The 20,939-nt window shown below is 63.9% G+C and carries 21 protein-coding genes; 11 read left to right on the top strand and 10 right to left on the bottom strand.

From position 1 onward, the window contains the following. Positions 1–42 precede the first annotated feature (42 nt). From ABIB06_RS20885 to cobS, 3 genes are all read right to left on the bottom strand, one after another. Positions 43–1,116 carry an esterase-like activity of phytase family protein gene (locus ABIB06_RS20885; protein WP_354050211.1) on the bottom strand — a complete coding sequence of 358 codons (1,074 nt, stop codon included), beginning with the start codon at positions 1,114–1,116 and terminating at the stop codon, positions 43–45. Then, positions 1,113–3,014: a cobaltochelatase subunit CobT gene (cobT, locus tag ABIB06_RS20880; RefSeq protein ID WP_354050209.1), complete on the bottom strand. Its 1,902-nt coding sequence runs from the start codon at positions 3,012–3,014 to the stop codon at positions 1,113–1,115. Before cobT ends, ABIB06_RS20885 begins: the two co-directional genes overlap by 4 nt. Positions 3,015–3,180: 166 nt before the next feature. Then, positions 3,181–4,179, bottom strand: a complete 999-nt coding sequence (gene cobS / locus ABIB06_RS20875; RefSeq protein WP_247340084.1) for a cobaltochelatase subunit CobS — start codon at positions 4,177–4,179, stop codon at positions 3,181–3,183. Between the two features lie 297 nt (positions 4,180–4,476). On the opposite strand from cobS, the gene ABIB06_RS20870 reads away from it, so the two are divergent. After that, complete coding sequence (locus ABIB06_RS20870; protein ID WP_354050207.1) at positions 4,477–5,136, top strand: DedA family protein; 660 nt, start codon at positions 4,477–4,479, stop codon at positions 5,134–5,136. A gap of 209 nt (positions 5,137–5,345) precedes the next feature. Here ABIB06_RS20870 and ABIB06_RS20865 read toward each other — a convergent pair whose 3' ends face one another. Beyond that, positions 5,346–6,554 (bottom strand): sensor histidine kinase, encoded by a 1,209-nt coding sequence (locus tag ABIB06_RS20865; protein ID WP_354069222.1) that lies wholly within the window; start codon positions 6,552–6,554, stop codon positions 5,346–5,348. A gap of 853 nt (positions 6,555–7,407) precedes the next feature. On the opposite strand from ABIB06_RS20865, the gene ABIB06_RS20860 reads away from it, so the two are divergent. Then, positions 7,408–7,602, top strand: coding sequence for a hypothetical protein (locus ABIB06_RS20860; protein ID WP_354050205.1), 195 nt, complete (start codon positions 7,408–7,410; stop codon positions 7,600–7,602). Between the two features lie 219 nt (positions 7,603–7,821). Here ABIB06_RS20860 and ABIB06_RS20855 read toward each other — a convergent pair whose 3' ends face one another. Further along, on the bottom strand, positions 7,822–7,977 hold the full coding sequence (locus ABIB06_RS20855) for a hypothetical protein (RefSeq protein WP_354050203.1): 156 nt from the start codon (positions 7,975–7,977) through the stop codon (positions 7,822–7,824). A gap of 38 nt (positions 7,978–8,015) precedes the next feature. Further along, positions 8,016–9,245, bottom strand: coding sequence for a citrate synthase family protein (locus ABIB06_RS20850; protein WP_247340096.1), 1,230 nt, complete (start codon positions 9,243–9,245; stop codon positions 8,016–8,018). 78 nt (positions 9,246–9,323) lie between these two features. Between ABIB06_RS20850 and ABIB06_RS20845 the strand changes: the two genes are divergently transcribed. Next, positions 9,324–10,418, top strand: coding sequence for a citrate synthase/methylcitrate synthase (locus ABIB06_RS20845; RefSeq protein ID WP_354050201.1), 1,095 nt, complete (start codon positions 9,324–9,326; stop codon positions 10,416–10,418). Between the two features lie 150 nt (positions 10,419–10,568). Here ABIB06_RS20845 and ABIB06_RS20840 read toward each other — a convergent pair whose 3' ends face one another. Beyond that, positions 10,569–11,204, bottom strand: coding sequence for a J domain-containing protein (locus ABIB06_RS20840; protein WP_247340098.1), 636 nt, complete (start codon positions 11,202–11,204; stop codon positions 10,569–10,571). A 159-nt stretch (positions 11,205–11,363) separates the two neighbouring features. Between ABIB06_RS20840 and ABIB06_RS20835 the strand changes: the two genes are divergently transcribed. Then, positions 11,364–11,639: a BolA family protein gene (locus ABIB06_RS20835; protein WP_247340101.1), complete on the top strand. Its 276-nt coding sequence runs from the start codon at positions 11,364–11,366 to the stop codon at positions 11,637–11,639. A gap of 167 nt (positions 11,640–11,806) precedes the next feature. Here ABIB06_RS20835 and ABIB06_RS20830 read toward each other — a convergent pair whose 3' ends face one another. The 3 genes from ABIB06_RS20830 to ABIB06_RS20820 all read right to left on the bottom strand — a co-directional run bounded on the left by ABIB06_RS20830 (position 11,807) and on the right by ABIB06_RS20820 (position 14,972). Next, positions 11,807–13,111 carry an HlyC/CorC family transporter gene (locus ABIB06_RS20830; protein WP_354069224.1) on the bottom strand — a complete coding sequence of 435 codons (1,305 nt, stop codon included), beginning with the start codon at positions 13,109–13,111 and terminating at the stop codon, positions 11,807–11,809. Positions 13,112–13,203: 92 nt separating this feature from the next. Continuing rightward, positions 13,204–14,352 carry a 3-dehydroquinate synthase gene (aroB, locus tag ABIB06_RS20825; protein ID WP_354050197.1) on the bottom strand — a complete coding sequence of 383 codons (1,149 nt, stop codon included), beginning with the start codon at positions 14,350–14,352 and terminating at the stop codon, positions 13,204–13,206. Beyond that, a complete protein-coding gene (locus ABIB06_RS20820; protein ID WP_247340104.1) occupies positions 14,349–14,972 on the bottom strand; it encodes a shikimate kinase in 624 nt (207 codons plus the stop codon). Before ABIB06_RS20820 ends, aroB begins: the two co-directional genes overlap by 4 nt. A gap of 174 nt (positions 14,973–15,146) precedes the next feature. Here ABIB06_RS20820 and ABIB06_RS20815 point away from each other — a divergent pair, with 174 nt between their 5' ends. The 7 genes from ABIB06_RS20815 to ABIB06_RS20785 all read left to right on the top strand — a co-directional run bounded on the left by ABIB06_RS20815 (position 15,147) and on the right by ABIB06_RS20785 (position 20,911). Beyond that, the gene (locus tag ABIB06_RS20815; RefSeq protein WP_247340106.1) at positions 15,147–15,293 is read left to right on the top strand and encodes a histidine kinase; all 147 of its coding nucleotides are present in this window, start codon (positions 15,147–15,149) and stop codon (positions 15,291–15,293) included. 17 nt (positions 15,294–15,310) lie between these two features. Further along, entirely contained in the window at positions 15,311–16,294 is a 984-nt protein-coding gene (xerD, locus tag ABIB06_RS20810; protein ID WP_247340108.1) for a site-specific tyrosine recombinase XerD, read from the top strand. 313 nt (positions 16,295–16,607) lie between these two features. Beyond that, positions 16,608–17,570, top strand: coding sequence for an acetyl-CoA carboxylase carboxyltransferase subunit alpha (locus ABIB06_RS20805; protein WP_247340112.1), 963 nt, complete (start codon positions 16,608–16,610; stop codon positions 17,568–17,570). 473 nt (positions 17,571–18,043) lie between these two features. Continuing rightward, on the top strand, positions 18,044–19,582 hold the full coding sequence (locus ABIB06_RS20800; protein WP_354050193.1) for a L,D-transpeptidase family protein: 1,539 nt from the start codon (positions 18,044–18,046) through the stop codon (positions 19,580–19,582). Between the two features lie 96 nt (positions 19,583–19,678). After that, a complete protein-coding gene (locus tag ABIB06_RS20795; protein ID WP_354050191.1) occupies positions 19,679–20,173 on the top strand; it encodes a hypothetical protein in 495 nt (164 codons plus the stop codon). Positions 20,174–20,279: 106 nt separating this feature from the next. Then, a complete protein-coding gene (locus tag ABIB06_RS20790) occupies positions 20,280–20,510 on the top strand; it encodes an AbrB/MazE/SpoVT family DNA-binding domain-containing protein (RefSeq protein ID WP_247340121.1) in 231 nt (76 codons plus the stop codon). Continuing rightward, positions 20,507–20,911 carry a PIN domain-containing protein gene (locus tag ABIB06_RS20785; RefSeq protein ID WP_247340122.1) on the top strand — a complete coding sequence of 135 codons (405 nt, stop codon included), beginning with the start codon at positions 20,507–20,509 and terminating at the stop codon, positions 20,909–20,911. Before ABIB06_RS20790 ends, ABIB06_RS20785 begins: the two co-directional genes overlap by 4 nt. Positions 20,912–20,939: the final 28 nt, after the last annotated feature.

Here is a 20,939-nt window from a genome sequence, read left to right as displayed (position 1 = left end):
CGGCCCGTAACGTCATGCATTGCGGGAGCGCGCCGGGCCGCCCTACTCCACCAGCGCGAACTGTAGCAGGAGCGTGCGCTGGAGCAGCGAGAAATTGTCGTCCGACACCAGCGTCAGCACGGTCTCGCCGTCGGTGGTGACGTGGGCGTCGATGCCTTCCATGTTGTCGATCTCGTGGCCGAGATCGGCCTTGAACAGCACGGGGCCGTCGACCACGGCGCCCGGCGCGATCGATTTCAGGGGGATCGCGCGGATACGGATATCGATGCCGGTGAACCAGGAGAATTTGCGCTCGAGGATCAGGAGATCGCCCGAGGGCAGCAGCACGGCGTCGCTGATGAACTGCTGGTCGGTGCGGCGAATGCTGAACTGGCCCGGCGTGGGGCCGCCGATCAAAAATCCGATCAGATTGCCGTCGGCATCGAAGCCGCCCTCCGACAGCGCGATCAAGCTGCCCGCAAGCGGCTGGCCTGTGGGGACAAACACCAGCGCCTCGAGCCCCTTGTTGTAGGGCAGCTTGCGCACCGCCGGCGGCGTCTGCAGCACCTCGCCGCGGGCGCGGATGCCGCCCTTCGAAAAATCGAAACGCATGATCTGGTTGACGCGCTCGAGCCCGACATAGACCAACGAGCCGTCACGCGCGAGCGACTCGGTATCGTACCACAGGCGCTTCTCGGTGATCGGCCGTCCCTCCGCATTCAGCACCGGCGCGGCCTCGACGTCGTCGAGACCCGTCATGCTCCGTCCGGAATAGCGGATCGCGCCGGTGAACCAGGTGCCCTGGTCGGAGATCGCGAGAAAGCGCTCACCCTTGGTATCGAGGAAGCGAAAGCCGGACAGACCGCCGAAGCCGCGATGCGCTGAGGTCAGCACAAGGCCGCTGCGATACTCAAGCGAACCGAAGCGCGCGCGTGAACCGTCGCGCGGCGCAAAATGCGGAATCGGCCGCGCGTTCACCTCGATGCGGACGGGCGCGGCGACGGCGTGTTCGATCAGCGAAGTGCGCGGCGGCGGCTCGGTCGCAGGCTGCGCCTGCGCCAGGCGAGAAAGTGCGAGAGTGGAAAATCCCGCCGCCGCGTGGCCGATAAAGCTGCGGCGGGATCGATGGTTGCTCACGAATGCAATTTGCGTCGCGGGCGGTTGGCCGGTTGCGTGGGTGCGGTGTTGGTCTCGCTGAAGAGTTCGGCGAGTTTTTCCGTGATGGCACCGCCGAGCTCTTCGGCATCCACGATTGTCACGGCGCGGCGATAATAGCGCGTGACGTCATGGCCGATGCCGATCGCGATCAGCTCGACCGGCGAGCGGGTCTCGATCTCCTCGATGATGTGGCGCAGATGCCGCTCGAGGTAGTTGCCGGGATTGACCGACAGCGTGGAATCGTCGACCGGCGCGCCGTCCGAGATCATCATCAGGATCTTGCGCTGCTCGGGCCGGCCGAGCAGGCGCTTGTGCGCCCAGTCCAGCGCCTCGCCGTCGATGTTCTCCTTCAGCAGCCCCTCTCGCATCATCAAGCCGAGATTCTTCCGCGCACGGCGCCAGGGCGCGTCGGCGGATTTGTAGATGATGTGGCGGAGATCGTTGAGGCGGCCGGGATTGGCCGGCTTGCCGGCGGCAAGCCACGCCTCACGCGATTGCCCGCCCTTCCAGGCGCGCGTGGTGAAGCCGAGAATCTCGACCTTGACGCCGCAACGCTCCAGCGTGCGGGCGAGGATGTCGGCGCAGGTCGCGGCGACCGTGATCGGGCGGCCGCGCATCGAGCCGGAATTGTCGAGCAGCAGCGTCACCACGGTGTCGCGGAAGGTCGCCTCCTTCTCGTGCATGAAGGACAGCGGGTGATAGGGATCGGTCACCACGCGCGACAGGCGCGCGGGATCCAGAATGCCCTCTTCGAGATCGAACTCCCAGGCGCGGTTCTGCTGCGCCATCAGCCGGCGCTGAAGGCGGTTGGCGAGACGGGCGACGATGCCCTGCAGATGCGCGAGCTGCTTGTCGAGATAGGCACGCAGGCGCTCCAGCTCGTCATGGTCGCAGAGGTCTTCAGCGGCGATGATCTCGTCGAATTTCGGCGCGAAGGCGTGATATTCCGGCCCGCGCGGCTCGTTCTTCCCGTGCGAATTCGGACGCGTCGCCTCGCCCGGCGTCTCGTCGTCGCCGAGCTCGCCGTCGTCGAAGGTGTCGGAGGTCGAGGCCTGCGCGCTTTCCATCGCGCTCTCGCTCATATCTTCCGAGCTGGCCTGCGCCTGGTCGGCGCTCATCTCCTGCGCGGCGTCGGAATCGGGCGAGCCTTCGGCGCCGGACTGGTCGTTGTCGCCGTCCTGATTGTCCTCGTTGTCGTCGTTGTCTTCACTGTCGGCATTGCGCTCGTCGCCGATCTCGAGTGCGGTCAACAGATCATGCACGGCATCGCCGAACCTGGTCTGGTCCTCGACCAGGATATCGAGCCGGTCGAGCCGCTTGCCGATCTTGTCTTCGAGAATGGGACGCCAGAGGTCGACGACCTTCTTGGCAGCCGTCGGCGGCGCCATGCCGGTCAGGCGCTCGCGCACCAGCATCGCCAGCGCGTCCGCAAGCGGTGCGTCGGCGCGGTCGGTGATCTCGTCGAACTTGCCGCGATGGAAATGGTCGTCGAGCATCGCGGTGAGGTTTTTGGCAACGCCCGCCATACGACGCGCGCCGATCGCCTCGACGCGGGCCTGCTCAACCGCCTCGAACACGCCGCGCGCCTGCGGATTGCCGGGCATCAGCTTGCGATGCAGTTTTGGATCGTGACAGGCGAGCTTGAGCGCGATGGAATCGGCGTGGCCGCGCACGATGGCGGCATCACGCTTGGTCATTTTTCGCGCGGGCTCAGGCAGCCGCGCCTTGCCCGGCGCAAGCCCGGGACGCTCCGCGGCGAAGCTGACATCGAGCTCGGGCGCTTTCGCGATCGCCTTCAGGCAGGACGCCACCGAGCGTTTGAACGGCTCGGTCGGGGCTTCCTTGGTGTTGCGGAATTTGGAGTTGGACGTGCTCATGTCGCCTTTACCCGTCGTCCCGGCGAAGGCCGGAACCCATAACCACCGGCGGTCATTGCGTCAGGAGAAACGACCCGCGTCGATTCAATCGAGAGACCTCGCGGTATGGGTCCCGGCCCCCGTGCGCAATTGCGCACTCGGCCGGGACGACACACCGAAAGAGATATCAGCTGAGCGCCACGTTGACCGCCGATTCCGGAAGCTCCGCGTTGAAGCAGCGCTGGTAGAACTCGGCGACCAACGGACGCTCGAGTTCGTCGCACTTGTTGAGAAAGGTGACCCGGAATGCAAATCCGATATCGCCAAAAATGTCGGCGTTCTCCGCCCAGGTGATCACCGTGCGCGGGCTCATCACCGTCGACAGATCGCCATTGGCGAAGGCGTTACGGGAGAGATCGGCAAGGCGCACCATCTTGTTGACGATGTCGCGTCCTTCCGGGGTGCGATAGTGCTTGGCCTTCGCCAGCACGATCTCCACTTCCTCGTCATGGCTGAGGTAGTTCAGTGTGGTGACGATCGACCAGCGGTCCATCTGGCCCTGGTTGATCTGCTGGGTGCCGTGATAGAGGCCCGAGGTGTCGCCGAGACCGACGGTGTTCGCGGTCGAGAACATGCGGAACGCCGGGTGGGGCTTGATCACCTTGTTCTGGTCGAGCAGCGTCAGGCGGCCGGAGACTTCCAGCACGCGCTGGATCACGAACATCACGTCCGGGCGTCCGGCGTCATATTCGTCGAACACCAGCGCGATGTTGTGCTGGAGCGCCCAGGGCAGGATGCCGTCGCGGAATTCGGTGACCTGCTTGCCGTCGCGGACCACGATCGAGTCCTTGCCGACGAGATCGATACGGCTGATGTGGCTGTCGAGGTTGACGCGCACGCAGGGCCAGTTCAGCCGCGCAGCGACCTGCTCGATATGGGTGGATTTGCCGGTGCCGTGATAGCCGGTGACCATGACCCGGCGATTCCGGGAAAAGCCGGCGAGAATGGCGAGCGTGGTGGCGCGGTCGAAACGGTAGTCGGAATCAACTTCGGGTACGTGAGGATCGACTTCGGAATAGGCCGGCACTTCGAGATCGGTGTCGATCCCAAAGACCTGGCGCACCGACACCTTCATGTCGGGCAGACCGGAAACTTCCTCAACTTTGGACAGGGCGGCGGTCGTCATCAATCCTCCGAGGCCCCGGGCGGTCCCGAGACCAGTTATTTGCACGTTGGCTGCGGCTGGGTGCGGTGGCGAACTTATCAGAGACAACGTGCGGGCAGAAGCCCGCCCCCCAATCAAAGTTCCGTTGTCTTTTCATTTAGATAGGCAAGAAACGCAGATTTTGGAGGGCTGCCTTGCGAATCACGCCTGAAATTCGTGCGGGATGCGCGGCCCTGCGTACGTGGGTGGCACTTTTACCGCCGCTTGTTACTTATGTAGGGTCTTAACCTCACAGCCCAACCCCACCACAGAGACGATGTGACGTCCTTCCTCGATCCCCTCATTTCATTCGTCTCGGCCCATGCATGGCTGGCCTATCTGACCCTGTTCCTGGCGGCCCTGCTGGAGACGGTTCCGGTGGTCGGCTCGGTGATCCCCGGCTCGACCATCATCCTGGCGCTGAGCGCGCTGGTTCCGGGCGGCGAGCTGAAGCTGCAATGGGTGTTGCTGGCGGCGGCAATTGGCGCTGTGCTCGGCGACGGGTCGGCCTACTGGATCGGGCACCGGCGGCAGCGCGAGATTCTCAACACCTGGCCGCTGACCAACTATCCCCGCGTGATCGAGCAGAGCGAAAACTTCTTCCGCCGCTTCGGCGCCTGGGCCGTGTTCTTGGCCCGCTTCGTGCCACCGATCCGGGCCTTTGTGCCGGTCACCGCCGGCGCGCTGGGCATGCCCCCGGCCCGCTTCTACGCCATCAATATCCCGGCGATCCTGGTCTGGGCGCCCGCGCATGTGCTGCCGGGTGTTTTGGCGGTGTCGGCTCTGCACGAATATGCCGGGCTGCCGCATCATGATCATCTCGGCAAACACATCTGGATTCTCAGTGTGGTCGGCGGAGCGATCATTCTGGGACTGACGATCTGGTTTTACCGTCGCCGCCACGGAGCCGTCGTCGCGGAAGCAAAGCCGCGGGCTTAGACCTCAGCGTACCAGTTGGGGAAACTTCTACAACGGCGGCCATCGTCGCTGTTTGCCGAACATCACTCGACCTGTCAGCGTCATCGCCCGGCCTCGAGCGGAGATCGAACGAACATCACCGTTGGATAGAGCCCGAAAATCAATCTCATAAGCACCCCGCGACGGCTCGCGTTGCCGCAAATGCTGACCTGACCCTTTCGAGATCGGCGCTAGCGTAAGAGGATTGCTTCGGGCAGCACCGCGACCGAGCCAAGCGGCACATCCAATGAATAGATGAACCCACCGGGTTCGTAGGCAAGTTGCACCCGACCGGTCAGCTGTTGGCCGAGAGACTCCATCATTCGGGTGCCGAAGCTTCGCCGGGTTGGAGGCTCCACGGCCGGACCGCCTCTTTCCATCCAGACCAGGCGGAGTCTCTGCTTCAGCTCGTCTATCGTCCACGTAATTTCGACGCGGCCCGCAGGAACCGACAACGCCCCGAACTTGGTGGTGTTGGTGCACAGCTCGTTGACGGTCATCGCGAGCGCGATGACCGCTGCGGATGTAATCCTGATGTCCGGTCCGTTGAAATGAAAGCGTCGATCGCCCTGGCCGTCATAGGGCTCCGTCGCGCTGCTCAGCGTGTGAGTAAGGCTGGCATCCGCCCAACTGACCTGCATCAGCAGGTCGTGCGCTCGTCCCAATGCCGTCAGCCTTCCCTCCGTTGCCTTCTGTCCGTGCTCTATGCTGGGGGCTGCGCGGAAGCTCTGGGACGCGATAGCGCTGACCATCGCGAGCGTATTCTTGACGCGATGATGAAGTTCCCCGAGGATCAGCTTCTGCAATTTGTCAGCGGCTTGCCGCTGCTCGGCGTCGATCCCGGCCTGGATAAGGAGGGCCTGCGCGTCAATCCCGGCCTGTTCAAGCAGCAGGCGAAGGCTGTCGTTCTCCGCGGAAAGGACGGCATCCTGCGCGTGGTGGGGCGCGGAATCAGCCGCCGCCGGGGCGCGAAGCGCCTGATCCGCCGGCCAGTCGGTTGGTCCCGGAACAATCCTGAGCGCCCCCGCACCGACCATCTTCTGCAACTCGGCAATCATCTGCTCAACGCCAAGCGGTTTGCCGAAGAAGCGGCTATTCTCCGGCCTTTCCGCGTCAGATGGCTTCACTTGACCTGAAACCAGTATGATCTTGATCGAGGGCCAGCGCTCGTGCACCGCATGCGCGAGTTTCAAGCCGTCGATGCTTCCGGGCATCTGGATGTCCGTAAATAGCAGCGAGATGTCCGAGCGGGACTCGAGAATCGATATCGCCTCGTCGGCGTTGACGGCCTCGACAGGATGAAAGCCGGCATCCTCCACGATGTCGACGGCGCGCATGCGCAGGACCATTTCGTCCTCGACGACAAGCACATTCGGCACCGAACCTGGATCTGCTGACATGGATGGCCTCACACTTTCGAAGGAGCGGATGGATCGGTCCGGAGAATGTTTCGCGAATAGCGGAAGGGGCTTGCCCGGCCTCTCGGCGGCTCGACGCGGTCGTGATGACTGGGTCTTTCGCACGAGACGACAAGCATTCGCGGCTTCCGCCAGCGCGTCATCTTCGATGAACGGATGAAGCGAATCCGGCCTATCGGCGGGCGGTCACAAGACGAGCTTCCACGATTTTTCCGCCCGCGCCCCTGTCTTGCAAACAAGAGGCGGAGAAATCGGGCCAGATCTGTGTGGAGCAATTCGAAGCCGCGGCCCGGACTTCAAGCCGGTCACTCTTGGCCATCGCGATGACCTCACTCGATTGCACCTGGGGGGTGAAACCCGGTAGGGCAATAACCAAAGCTCCGAGGAGCGAGAACATCGCCGTCGCCGAAAGTAATCTAAACATTTTGGGCTGCTGACTTTTTGGATCTTCGGTCCCGCCACTTTCGGGGACACATTGGCAACAACCATAACGGAAGATGGTTCCACGAGAACAACTTGTATTTGTTCCGGCTCCCGGCCCCTCGTGTTAGCAACTCCCGACGCGAGTAAGTCTTCAGGCTATGACCGCGCCTAACGCGTCCGGTTGTTGGCAGAAATAGAGAGATCCTGAGCGCCCCAAGTGCTGGCGTGTTTCCGAGTGGCGCGAACCACGCTGAAAGAGGCGGTGGCCTATCCATTTCGTCACCGCGAAACGAATTAGATGGACTTCAGAACTCAACAGGCGCCCAGTTCCGCCATCGCCGCGCTGCCTTATGGCTCATATCGGCGACTGAGAGTCCGGTAATGCTCCCGCCCAACGCTTAAAGGAGCGGCTATGACCTGGCTTGTCAACAAATCGCCAACACTGCGTGAACGTCTTGCTGATGAACACAAGCGCATCGAAGCGGCGATGTCTCTTCTCGCACCCGGATTGAAACGCAACAAGCTTTTGGAGAAGCTTCGTCAGCTTGATATCGCCGCGCAAACCAACGAATGGCTTTCATCTCCCAACCTGCGCGCACCACTCTAAACATGAGCAAGGCCGTTGCAGTTGGCAGCCGGTTTTAGGGCCCTCACCTGAGCCCTCGTCAATCCTCATCCGCGTCGTCGATAGGACATCCCAGGTTGCGCAGGCGTCTTGGCGCTGACTTGAGAAGTTGAGCCGGGCTCTCCACGATTTTATCCACAAGCGGCAACCCGCCTGATTTGCCTCAGCGAGTGAACCTTCACACTGCTCGTCCCGACCTATTTACATCCGGGATTTTGTTAGTTCCTTCCGGGAAAGAGATTCAGCGCCGCCGGCGATCGTTTCAACGCCCGGCGGCACTGCATTTACCAGCACCTCCAGCTTGATCTTCAAGGCCTCTTTGCCCTCCATGCGCGCGCGGCGTTCGTCATCTTTCATGGCGTTCCTCGCATCGCTTATGACTGGCACGGCACTCCTTAGCTCTTGAACACGGTAGCAGTCCCTCTCCGCCCCGGCGCCGGGCCCACATAGCGGGCCCGCGGGCGGATCAGCTTGCCGTGCTGCAATTGCTCGCTCGCATGCGCGATCCATCCGACGCTGCGGGCCATTGCGAACAGCGCGAGCTCGCTGCCTACAGGCAGGCGCAGTGCGTGCACGAGCACCGCGAGCGCGTAGTCGATGTTGACGAGCTCGCCGGTCGCCTCCGCGATGCGCTCCGGCACCTCCTTGGTGAATTTGCGCGGTGCGCCGGCGCGGGCCAGGGCATTCAGGAGCGACTGCGCGCGCCGATCGCCCCGCTTGTAGACGCCGTGACCGAAGCCGGCAAAGCGTTCGCCGAGCGCGACGCGTTCGCGGACCATTGGCTCGACGTCACGATCCACCAGCGCCTTGACGAGCTGCGAGGCGAGCACGCCGGCGCCGCCGTGCTTCGGCCCCTTCAGCGCGGCGAGGCCGGCGATGACGGAGTCATAAAGATTGAGGCCGGTCGAGGCCGCGCAGCGCGCGGTGAAGGTGGACGCGTTCAATTCATGCTCGGCGAGCAGAACCAGCGCGCGGCGGATGAGATCGGCCGCGTGCTTGCTGTCGGGCGCCCAGGCCCTGGCGATCTGCTGGTGCAACGGCTCGGCCGACGGCTCCGTATTGAGCATGGTCGCGACCAGGAGCCGGACAATGCGCGCACCGACCATCGCACGTCCGTCATGTGCACGGGTGAAGGCGCGGGGATCGGCGCTCGATGCGAGCGCCAACACCGCGATGGCGCGATCAATCGGCGCGGCGCGGCGCGCGGCCTGCGCGATCAGGCGCATCTCATCGGATACTGCTGGAAAGTTGTCAGGTGCAAAGGGATCGACGCCGGAGACGTCCCACAGGAGCGTCGCGGTGTGCTCCAGCGTGTCGTTCTCGGCGAGATCGACGCAATTGACGCCGCGATAGATCGCGCCGTCCTCGGTGATGGTGGATATCTCCGTATCCATGACCGGCAAATCGGCGTCGAAGCTGCGCAGGCCGCGCGGCTCCGGCGATGGCACCCGGCGCTCCTTCAGCGCCCGGACGTCCTCGGCGCGATAGCGGTTCTTGCGCGAGTCCGGCGTCGGCTCGGAGCGGACCAGGCCGCGGCTGACATAGGCGTAGAGCGTGGCCGGCGAGATCGCGAGTTCGGCGGCGGCCTCCCGGGCCGAGAGATAGAGCTCCTCAGAATTTTTCATATTGATTTATGTAATCAAGATTGATCAATCTGTCGAGAGGCCCGACCTTTCGCTGCATAGCAAAACGGAGATTGGGCCATGAACATCCACCTCACCAAGAGTCAGATCGGGCTGGACGGCGTTCCCGCGGCTGAGACCGTGCTGAGCCATGTCGACGGCGAGCGCGGCGAGCTGATCATCGCCGGCGAGCATGTCGGCCGACTGGCGAGCCAGTCGAGCTTTGAGGGCGTTACCGCCCGGCTTTGGAACGGCGCCAGCAAGACCACGCTGAGCGAAGCCAATGTGCGGGCGAACCTGGGTGCCGCACGCGAACGCGCTTTCGCGCGTTTGGCCGACCTGCTGCCGGCGACAAGCGGCATGGGCATCCTCGACGGGTTTCGCGCGGCGGTCGCGGGACTTCGCGCGGAGCACGGACTGGAGCACGAGGCGACCATCGTCGGCGCATTTCCGGTGATCGCAGGTGCGCTGGTCCGGCGCGCCAAAGGTCTCGATCCGGTCGCGCCCGATCCGAGCGTGAGCCACGCCGCCGATACGCTCCGCATGCTGCACGGGTGCGCACCGGCGACGCGCGAGGTCACGGCGTTAGACGCCTATCTCGTCACGGTCTGCGATCACGGCATGAACGCCTCGACCTTCACCGCGCGCGTGGTGGCCTCGACGCAAGCCGATCTGTTCGCCGCCGTCACCGCCGGCTATTGCGCGCTCACCGGCCCGCTGCATGGCGGCGCGCCGGAGCCGGTGCTGGAAATGCTCGACGCGATCGGTTCGCGCGAGCGCATCCAGACCTGGGTCGATGCGGCGCTGGCACGCGGCGAGCGGATGATGGGTTTTGGTCACCGCGTCTATCGCGTGCGCGATCCCCGCGCCGACGTGCTCAAGACCGCGATCGAGGCGCTCGCCTCGGACGGCGCCGGCCTGCCGTTTGCCGGCGAGGTCGAGGCCTATATCCGCAGCGCGCTGCGCAAGAAGAATCCGGACCGGCCGCTGGAAACCAATGTCGAGTTCTTCACCGCGATCCTGCTCGATGCGCTGGCGGTTCCAAGACAGGCTTTTACGCCGATCTTCGCGGTGGCCCGCGCAGCCGGCTGGACCGCCCATGCGCGTGAGCAGCAGCGGACGGGGCGGCTGATCCGGCCGAGTTCGTCGTATGTGGGGGCGATGCCGAACGAGTAGGGGATGCGTGGCCCGGAGCAGCGAGACGGGTAAGGGGTTGTCTCGACACCCTCATCTCTTGCAGTTGAATTCGCCGGGAGAAACCCCTCATCGGGCGCTTCGCGCCACCTTCTCCCGCGAGGGGAGAAGGGAAGAAAGCGAGCGCGAGGCCTACGCCTCGCGCACCACGGTCTTCAGATAATTATACGCCTTGATGATCTCGATCAGGCGATCCTCTGTGGAGCGGTCGCCGCCGTTGGCATCGGGGTGGTGCTGCTTCACCAGCGACTTGTACTTGGACTTGACGTCGGCGAGCGAAGAGTCGGGGCCGAGGCCCATCACCTGGAGCGCCTTGCGCTCGGCGTTCATGATCTTGCGCGTCTCGGCCTTGGGCGCGGCCTGCGGGCCGGCGCGCCAGCCGGAGCGGCCGTTGAGCTCCTGGAACATGCTGAACGGATCGAAGGCGCCGTCGATCTCGGCCTCCGCGCCTTTCTTGACGCCGCCATTGGCGCCCATCTTCCAGGTCGGACGGTGGCCGGTCAGCGCATCTTTCTGATAACGCGCGACCGCATCGGCATTCATGCCGGAGAAGAAATTGTAGTTCTGATTGTACTCGCGCACGTGGTTCAGGCAGAAGTGCCAGTATTCACGCTGGTTGTCGCGACCCTTGGGCGCACGATGGGCGCCCTTGTTCTGACACCCGGTCCATTCGCAGTTGGCCACGGCGTCGCGCGGCTTCACTTCCGGCTGCTTGCCTTTCGGCTTGACCCGGATGGAGTCGAAGAACTTTGATGAATCGATCGGCATGACTGACTTTGACTACGCAATGCAAAAACCTTCAAGTCTTGACATTGCAATTAGCTGAAAACACATAGCCAAAGCTCGGCTTCGGCGTTCTCAAGAACGGTCGCCAGAGGCGGCCTGCGCAAATAACGGAGAGCGATCTCGCACCTTAATGGCACATCCATGGCTATGACAGATACTATCAGCAACAAGTTGCAGGAAGCTTTCACGCCGGAAAGCCTGCAGGTCGTCGACGAGTCACATTTGCATGAGGGCCACGCCGGCCATCGGCCGAGCGGCGAGACGCACTTCCGCGTTTATATCGTGTCTCAAGCCTTCAAAGGGAAGGGCCGCGTCGATCGTCACCGCATGATAAATGCGGCGCTGGCCGCGGAACTCTCCGGCAGCGTGCACGCGCTGGCCATCCACGCGCAGGCGCCGGGGGAAGGCGGGACTTAGCTCGCCAATTCGAGCAGCAGACGGCGCCATTTCTCCTCATCCTGAGGAGCGCGCATTTGCGCGCGTCTCGAAGGATGCAGGCCCCCGCTGCGGCATCCTGGCCTGCATGGTTGGAGACGCGCCTTGCGGCGCTCCTCGCCATGAGGGGCAACAGGGTCACGCGAATCCTAAAACGACGTCCCGGCCCTTCTCGGCTTCGCCTCGTCCACCTCCGACTCGCGCGGCACCGGTGAAATACGGAGCGCGGTGATGCGGTTGCGTTCGCGGCGGAGGACGCGGAAGCGGAAGCCGTGGAAGGTGAAACTCTGGCCGCGGTCGGGGATCGAGCGCGCCTCGTGAATGACGAGGCCGGCAACCGTGGTTGCCTCTTCGTCGGGCAGATGCCAGTCCAGGGCGCGGTTGAGGTCGCGGATCGGCACCGAGCCGTCGACGACGACCGAGCCGTCCGGCTGGGCGCGCACGCCCGCAACCACGACGTCATGCTCGTCGGAGATGTCGCCGACGATCTCTTCCAGAATGTCTTCCAGCGTCACAAGACCTTCAACTTCGCCGTACTCGTCAACGACCAGCGCGAAATGGGTCTTGCGGCGGCGGAACGCCTTGAGCTGCTCGGACACCGGCCGCATCTCCGGCACGAACCAGGGCGGCAGCGCGATGGTGGAGACGTCGATGCGCGAGGTGTCGCCGTCCGAGGCGCGGATCGCGCGCAACAGATCCTTGGCGTGGAGCACGCCGATGATGTTTTCCGGCTTCTCGCGCCACAGCGGGGTGCGGGTGTATTCGGTCGCCAGCACCTCGCGCACCAGCTCTTCCGGCGGCAGGTCGGCGTTGATCATCGTCATCTCGGTACGATGGATCATGACGTCGGAAACCTGAAGCTCGCGCAGATCGAGCAGGCCGCCGAGCATGTCGCGATCCTGCTTCTCGACCTTGCCCTCGTGATGCAACAGGTCGACCGCGCCGCGCAGGCGTTCGGTCGGCGACAGGATCGCCTGGTGCTCGCCGGCGAGGCCAAACATGCGCATCAACAGGCGCACGATGACTTCCACGATTCTGAGCAGCGGCCCCAGCACGTACATCGTCATCCGCATCGGGCGCGCCACCGCAAGCGCCATGCGGTCGGGCGCGTTGATGGCGATGGTCTTCGGCAGCACCTCGGCGAAGATCACCACCAGCACGGTCATCACGCCGGTCGCATAGAGCACGCCGACATCGCCGAACCAGGACGTGAAGATGCTGGTGGCAAGGGCGGATGCACTGATATTGGCGATGTTGTTGCCGAGCAGCAGCGCGCCGATCAGGCGCTCACGCATGGCGAGCAGTCGCGAGACCACGTCGGCGTCGCGGTTGCCCTGCTTGGAGAGCCGCAACATGCTGGCACGCGAGGCGCCGATCAGCGCGGTCTCGCTCGCGGCAAAGAAGCCCGAGACGAGCAGGCAGAGGACGACGATGGTGAATCCGAGCCAGTCCATGAACCACTCTGGTTTCTTGTTTTGACGCGTTTTCCTGACGCGAACCGGTACCCACTTCGCTCGAAAACGCTCTCACGCCGTTCAGCCGCGTATCACGCCTTGAGGGCGAGCTTGTCCTTGAGGAAATCGCGCACCGGAGCCGGCTCGACGTCCTTCGCGATGACGGCGCGCCCCACGGCCTCCAGCAGGATGAAAGTGAGCTTGCCGCGCTCGACCTTCTTGTCCTGTGACATCAGCGCCATCAGCGCATCGGCATCGGCAAGCCCTTCCTGCGCGAAGCCCGCGATGTCCTGCAAGCGCGTCGGCAGGCCGGCCTCAATCAGATGCCGCTCGACGCGCGCCGCATCGGCTTCGCCGATCATGCCGAGCCTGGCCGAGAGCTGCGCTGCCAGCGTCATGCCGATCGCAACGCCCTCGCCGTGGAACAGACGATCGGAGAACCCAGTCGCCGCTTCCAGCGCGTGACCAAACGTGTGGCCGAGATTGAGCAGCGCGCGCTCGCCGGTCTCGCGTTCGTCGCGCGAGACGACGCCGGCCTTGGCGCGGCAGGACGTCGCGATCGCATGCTCGCGCGCCGCGCCGCCCCTGGAGATGTCGGAATGGTTGTTCTCAAGCCAGGTGAAGAAGGCCTCATCGCCGAGCACGCCGTATTTGGCGACTTCGGCATACCCGGCGCGGAACTGCCGCGGCGACAGCGTGTCGAGCACGGCCGTGTCGGCGACGACAAGCACCGGCTGATGAAAGGCGCCGAGCAGATTCTTGCCCTGCGGCGAGTTGATGCCGGTCTTGCCGCCGACGGAGGAATCGACCTGTGCCAAAAGCGAGGTCGGGACCTGCACGAAATCGACGCCGCGGCGCAGGATCGCTGCCGCAAAGCCGGCGAGATCGCCGACAACGCCACCGCCGAGCGCGATGACGAGATCGTTGCGCTCGATCTTTGCGGCGATCAGGGCCTCGCTGACCTTTTCGAGCCCGGCATAGGTTTTCGAGATCTCGCCTTCCTCGACGACGATGCGCGATGCCGGAATGCCGGCCGCTGCGAGCGAAGCCTCGGCGGGTTCGAGCCAGTATTTTGCGACGGTGCGATCGGTCACGACCGCGGTGCGCACGCCGGGACGTAAACGCGCGACCCGTTCGCCCAGCGAGGCCAGCACGCCGCGGCCGATGACGATGTCATAGGCGCGATCGCCGAGCGCGACCTCGACGTTGGCGGGATCGGAATGTTTCAAAGGCGCGGTCATCGTGCGGCACTCGCGACGTCGGCTGGTGGCGGGGACGCCTGTTCGCCGCAGAGATGGGCGCGCAGCGTCTCGATGGTCTCCTCGACGATCTTGTCGTGCGGCACGTCGCGCGAGGCGATGGTGAGGTCGGCATGGCCGTAGACCGGCTCGCGTTCGATGAGCAGGCGCGTCACGGTTCCTTCGGGATCGGCGGTCTGGAGCAGCGGACGGTCGGCGCGCCGGCGCACGCGGCGCATGATGACGTCAGCATCGGCCTTGAGCCAAATCGAGATCGCCTTCGCCGCGATGCGGCCCCGCGTCTCCTCGCGCATGAAGGCGCCGCCGCCGGTTGCCAGCACGATGGGGCCGCCGTCGAGCAGACGCGCGATCACGCGGGCCTCGCCGTCGCGGAAATGCGGCTCGCCGTGGCGCTCGAAGATTTCCGGTATGGTCATGCCGGCCGCCGCCTCGATCTCGGTGTCGGCATCGACGAAGGGCAGCTTGAGCCGGATCGCCATGCGGCGGCCGATGGTGGATTTGCCTACCCCCATCATGCCGACGAGCACGATCGAGCGCGCGCCCAGCGCCGACAGGATGTCGGCCTCGGGCGAAGCTTGGATCGGCAACGCGGCGTCGGACATTTGTCTCGCTCGAATGGGTCTCGCTCGAACCGCCGCCAAAGGCGGCATGCTTTGGCCACCTATACGACCCCAAAGGGGGCCTCGCCAGAGGACTCTTGCCACGAAACGGCGAACATGTTGGATGATTTCATTGGTTAATTCGGCCGCCCGAGACCCTCTCCGAGACCTTGCCCGATGCCCAGCCTGTTCCGCTTCCTGACGGTCGTCGCCGTGATCGCCGGCATTGTCTATGGCGTGGTCTTCGCGCTGGCGAACTTCGTCAACCCCAAGCCGCGGGAAATGACGGTGACGATCCCGGCGGACAAATTTCTCAAGAAATAGGCGCTAGGCTGCCGGGCATGCGTGCCAGATCTTCCGCTAACAAGCCCTCAGATGCCAAGCTCACCGGCCTGTTCCTCGACATGCTCGCCGCGGAACAGGGCGCCGGCCCCAATACGCTCGATGCCTACCGCCGCGACCTCGCCGATTTCTCGGAGTTTCTCGGCCGCGTCGGCCATACATTTGCGGACGCCGAGACGCAGACGCTGCGCGACTATCTCGCCGACCTCGACACGCGCGGCTTCAAATCCACCAGCGTCGCGCGGCGGCTGTCGGCGATACGGCATCTCTGCCGTTTTCTCCTCAACGAGCGCATCCGCGCTGAAGATCCCGCGGCGATCCTGTCCGGCCCCAAGCGCGGCCGCGGGCTGCCAAAGGTGCTGTCGATCGCGGACGTCGACCGCATGCTCCGCCGCGCCACGGAATTGAGTACGGCGGAAGATGCCTCGCCCTCGAAACGGCTGCGCGCTTTGCGGCTCTATTGCCTGCTCGAGGTGCTCTACGCCACCGGCCTGCGCGTCTCCGAGCTGGTGGCGCTGCCGCGCACTGCCGCAAAGCGCGACGCCCGCATGATCGTGGTACGCGGCAAAGGCAACAAGGAACGGCTGGTGCCGCTCAACGAGGCCTCGCGGCAGGCGATGGCCGATTATCTCGCCGCGACGGAAGCCGCCAAGGAAAACAACAAGACGGACAAGAAGAACAGCGTGGCGGCCTCGAAATGGTTGTTCCCCTCGTTCGGCGAGAGCGGGCATCTGACGCGGCAGCATTTTGCCCGCGACCTGAAGGAGCTCGCGGTCGCTTCCGGCCTGCAGGCCCGGCTGGTCTCCCCACACGTGCTGCGCCATGCGTTTGCCAGCCACTTGCTTCACAACGGTGCCGATTTGCGGATCGTGCAGACGCTGCTCGGCCACACCGACATCTCGACGACCCAGATCTACACCCACGTGGTCGAGGAGCGGCTGAAGAGCCTCGTTCGCGACCTGCATCCGCTGGCGGAGAAGTAAGGCTCGTGCCCCGGTCGCAGCGCAGCGTGAAACGGTGCGCTGCAGAGCCGGGGTCCATGCCGCTTGCTGGGTCCCGGCTCTGCGCAGCAGCACTGAAGAAGCGCTGCAACGCGTGCGGGACACGAGAGCCGGCCGGGACGACGATGAAACCGCCTTGACTTCGGCCACATCTCCGCAGAAAGAGCCGGGGCCTCACGATTGATTTGGCGGGCGGCCTAAGAGTGCACAAGCCAACTCATTGAAGAAGCTACACTTCTTTCCGAAGGCTCGAATCTGCTTCGCCGCCTCGCCCCGCCCTCCCTATATTGAGTTGATGCCAGACCAGATGCGCAGCTATCTCGATTTCGAAAAGCCCGTCGCCGAGCTCGATTCCAAGCTCGACGAATTGCGGACGCTTGCGGCCTCCGGCAGCGACATCACTGATGAGATCGGGCGAATCGAGGACAAGGCAGCGCAGGCGCTGGCCGACCTCTATCTGAACCTGACGCCGTGGCAAAAGACGCTGGTCGCGCGGCATCCGCAGCGGCCGCATTTCAACGACTTCATCAAGGGCCTGATCACCGAGTTCACTCCGCTCGCCGGCGACCGCAAGTTCGGCGAGGACGAGGCGCTGGTCGCCGGCTTCGGCCGCTTCCGCGGCGAGGCCATCTGCGTGATGGGCCAGGAAAAGGGCGATTCCACCGAGAGCCGCATCAAGCATAATTTCGGCATGGCGCGGCCCGAGGGCTATCGCAAATGCGTGCGGCTGATGGAGATGGCCGAGCGCTTCGGCCTGCCGGTGCTGTCGCTTGCCGATTCCGCCGGTGCCTATCCCGGCATCGGCGCGGAAGAGCGCGGCCAGGCCGAGGCGATCGCGCGCTCGACCGATGCCTGTCTGGCGCTGACCGTGCCGAACGTCGCCATCATCACCGGCGAGGGCATGTCGGGCGGCGCCATCGCCATCACCACCGCCAATAAGGTCCTGATGCTGGAGCATGCGATCTACAGCGTGATCTCGCCCGAGGCAGCCTCCTCGATCCTCTGGCGCGACGGCTCCAAGGCGCAGGAAGCCGCCAACAACATGAAGATCACCGCCCAGGACATGCTCCGGTTCGGCGTAATCGACAGCATTCTGAAGGAGCCGGTCGGCGGCGCCCATCGCGACCCCGCCGCCATGATCGCCACCACGGGCGACGCCATCGCCAAGGCTTTTGACGAGCTCCGCGGCCTCGACGGCGACGCCGTCCGCAAGCACCGACGCCAGAAATTCCTCGATATCGGCCGTAAACTGGGCTGATTCGGACGGTTTTTCGTGTCCCGGACGCGGTGCGGCACGAAGTGCCGCTCCGCAGAGCCGGGACCCAGAAACTTCCGGAGATCGCCTCAAGCATGGGCCCCGGCTCTGCAACGCACCGCTGAAGGAGCGCTGCGCTGCGTCCGGGGCACGAGAGACCTGTCCCGAGCCCCCGGTAACTCCGCGTTAACCCTTTTTTTGCCCAAATCAGCGATCTCAGTACCGGTTTGGCCGCAAGGCCCAAGTTACGGCCCAGTTTAAGTCTTCGTTGACCACACCTTTGGGCCAACGGGCTCGTGATCCCCGCTCGGGTTGCGACCACATGCCCCAGAGGTTAGAATTTTAATCAATGGCTTCAGGGCATAAGCGCTGGAGTGTGATTGCGAAAAAGCCCGTCGCGACGGGCCCGGATGGCCGGTCGGATCATGCTTCAAGATTGGGGTTTGCGCGATGCCCGGCACGGTGTGGGGTCCGTCTTGATTTCTCGTTCGCTTGCTCGCGCGGTTTTGGCTTCGGTTGCGCTTGCCGCCAGCATTGTGCTGGCCGGCTGCGATACCGATCAGGTCTCGCTCGCGACCAACGCCAAGGCCAACCAGCCGGTCCCGCCAAAACTTCTCGCCGCGATGGTCGAAAAGGACATGGACCTGCAATCGCCGATCCTGGTGCGCCTGTTCAAGCAGGAGGCCGAGCTCGAGATCTGGAAGCAGGCCCGCAACGGCCAGTTCGCCCTGCTCAAGACCTATCCGATCTGCCGCTGGTCGGGCGATTTGGGGCCGAAGGTCCGTGAAGGCGACCGCCAGGCGCCAGAGGGATTCTATTCGATCAATCCGGGCCAGATGAATCCGCAATCGGCCTATTACCTCTCGTTCAACACCGGCTTTCCCAACGCGTTTGATCGCGCGCTCGGCCGTACCGGCTCGCAGCTGATGGTGCATGGCGATTGTTCTTCGCGCGGTTGCTATGCGATGACCGACGAGCAGATCGCCGAGATCTATTCGCTCGGGCGCGAGTCCTTCTTCGGCGGCCAGAAAGCGTTCCAGTTCCAGGCCTATCCGTTCAAGATGACGCCGGTGAACATGGCCAAGCACCGGAACAACCCGAACATGCCGTTCTGGAAGATGATCAAGGAAGGCTATGATCATTTCGAAGTGACGCGGCAGGAGCCGAAGGTCGATTTCTGCGAGAAGAAGTACGTCTTCGACGCAACCAAGGCGCCCGACGCCAAGCGTGATCCGGTGTTCGACGCCTCGGCAAAATGTCCGGCCTATGTGATCCCCGAGGACATCGCCCGCGCCGTGCGCGAGAAGGATGCGCGCGACCAGGCCGAGTACAACAAGCTGGTTTCGCGCGGCACACCGGTGGCGCGCATGAACACCGGCATCGACGGCGGCATGAACAAGATCTTTGCCGCGAAGATTCCGGAAGGCTCGACCGGTCTGTCCGAGGGCGCCGAAGGCACGACCTTGCAGATGCTGGCGATGGCGAAGGCGCCGGGCACGATCCCCGGCCACGTCAATCCGCCGAAGCCGAATCTCGACGCAGCCGCGCCCTCGCCGCAGGCAGAGCCGGTCGTCGCCGTCAGCGCGCCCGCCAACGCCCGTGTCGCCAACGCCGCGCCGGCTGAGAAAGCCGGCTTCTTCTCCAACCTCGGCCGCAAGATGGGCATGGGCACCGCCGATACCACGGCGACCACGCCTCCGCCGCAGGCCACCGCGTCCGTCGCCCCGGCCGCGCCGTCGACAACGCCGCCCACCGCAGCGTCGAGACTGAAAGCCGCAGTGACCCGGTTCGTGCCGGGACACGACAAATCCAAAGATACGGCCAAGGAGGCGCCGAAGCCGATCGTGGCCGCCAAACCCGCCGAGCCGGCGAAGCCCGACACCCGCCTCGCCGCGACGCGCCCGGCGCTGAAGCCGTCGGTATCGGATGGTGCCGGTGAAGCGACACAGATCATGGGAGCTGCGCCGGTCGTGTCATCGAACTCGTTCGACAGCCGCTTTGGGGCGGTGAAGTAGGACGAATCTAATCGCTTACAACGGTTTCCTGCATTTTAGGTGCCGCCGTTGCGCCAGCAGCGTGCCTGATACTATTCAAGTCCAAGAAGCTGAGACTTGGACCGGGAGCAAACCGAGGAGATCGCTGGCACACTTTGGACGGAGAGCGAGATCTCCGCAGTGGTCGATAGCTATTTTCAGATGTTGACCTCCGAGAGGGCGGGCGTTGCCTACAGCAAGGCGCAGAATCGGCGCCAGCTCATGACGACCGTGCATCGGTCTGAAGGCTTGATCGAACGCAAGCTTCAAAACATCTCCGCCGTTCTCGATATGCTCGGAACGCAGTGGATCAACGGCTACAAGCCGTTAACGCACGATCAGGATGCTTTGGTGGCTGCCGTCGAGCGTAACGTCGGACGAGCGCCGGATTTTCTTTGCCCTGCGAGCATCGACATTCAACCGCTGACGCTCAACGATGATGCCGTCTTCGTTGCTCCGCCATCTGTTGCAGACTTCGAGAAGACAATGACACCCGCCGGCTGGTCGGAAAGTCGGTCCCAGCCGAGCGCGATGCCAGGAATCGTCAATTGGGGAAAGCCGCCTGGAGGATGACGTTCGCTGGGTTTCCGACCAGCGTTTTGGCTCATGTCTGGGCTACTTGCACTTGATGATATCCAGCTTAAGATATACAAATATATTGTATATCGTGGAGCAAGCAATGTTGGTTTCCAAATGGGGCAACAGCCTTGCGGTTCGCTTGCCCAAGAGACTCGTTGAAGCCTTGAACCTCGCCCCCGGCGACGAACTCGACGTCGTGAAGGCCTCGAAAGGCCAGATCGCGGTGGAGAAGATCGACAAGCGGGCAGAATTTCTCAAGCAGGCGGAACAGTTCCAATTTCCCCTGCCCGAAGGCTACGAATTCGACCGCGACGAGGCGAACGAGCGGTGAGCGCTTTCTTCGACAGCAACGTCCTGATCTATGCCTTTTCGACCGACGTCCGGCGGCAGCGCGCATTGACCACGATTGCCGGCGGCGGTGTCATCAGCACACAGGTGCTGAACGAGTTCACCAACGTGTTGCGCAAGAAGCAGAAACAGGATTGGCCTGTGATCGAAGCTGCGGTGCAATCGATCCGGTTTCGCTTTCCGGATACTGCACCGCTCACCGCCGACACGCACGCCGCGGCGCTTGCGCTTGCCCGCGACCACACGCTTGCTTTTTACGACGCGCTGATCATTGCCGCTGCGATCGAAGCCGGATGCGACACGCTCTACAGCGAGGACATGCAGCACGGCCGCAGCATCGGCGGACTCACCATTCTCAATCCGTTTCTCGGAAGCACGCCGTGAACGCCCCACACCAAGCGATCTGACAGTC

It is taken from the genome of Bradyrhizobium sp. LB8.2 (genome assembly GCF_040548035.1).
Taxonomy (GTDB): domain Bacteria; phylum Pseudomonadota; class Alphaproteobacteria; order Rhizobiales; family Xanthobacteraceae; genus Bradyrhizobium.
This window is presented reverse-complemented; position numbering and strand designations above follow the sequence as displayed.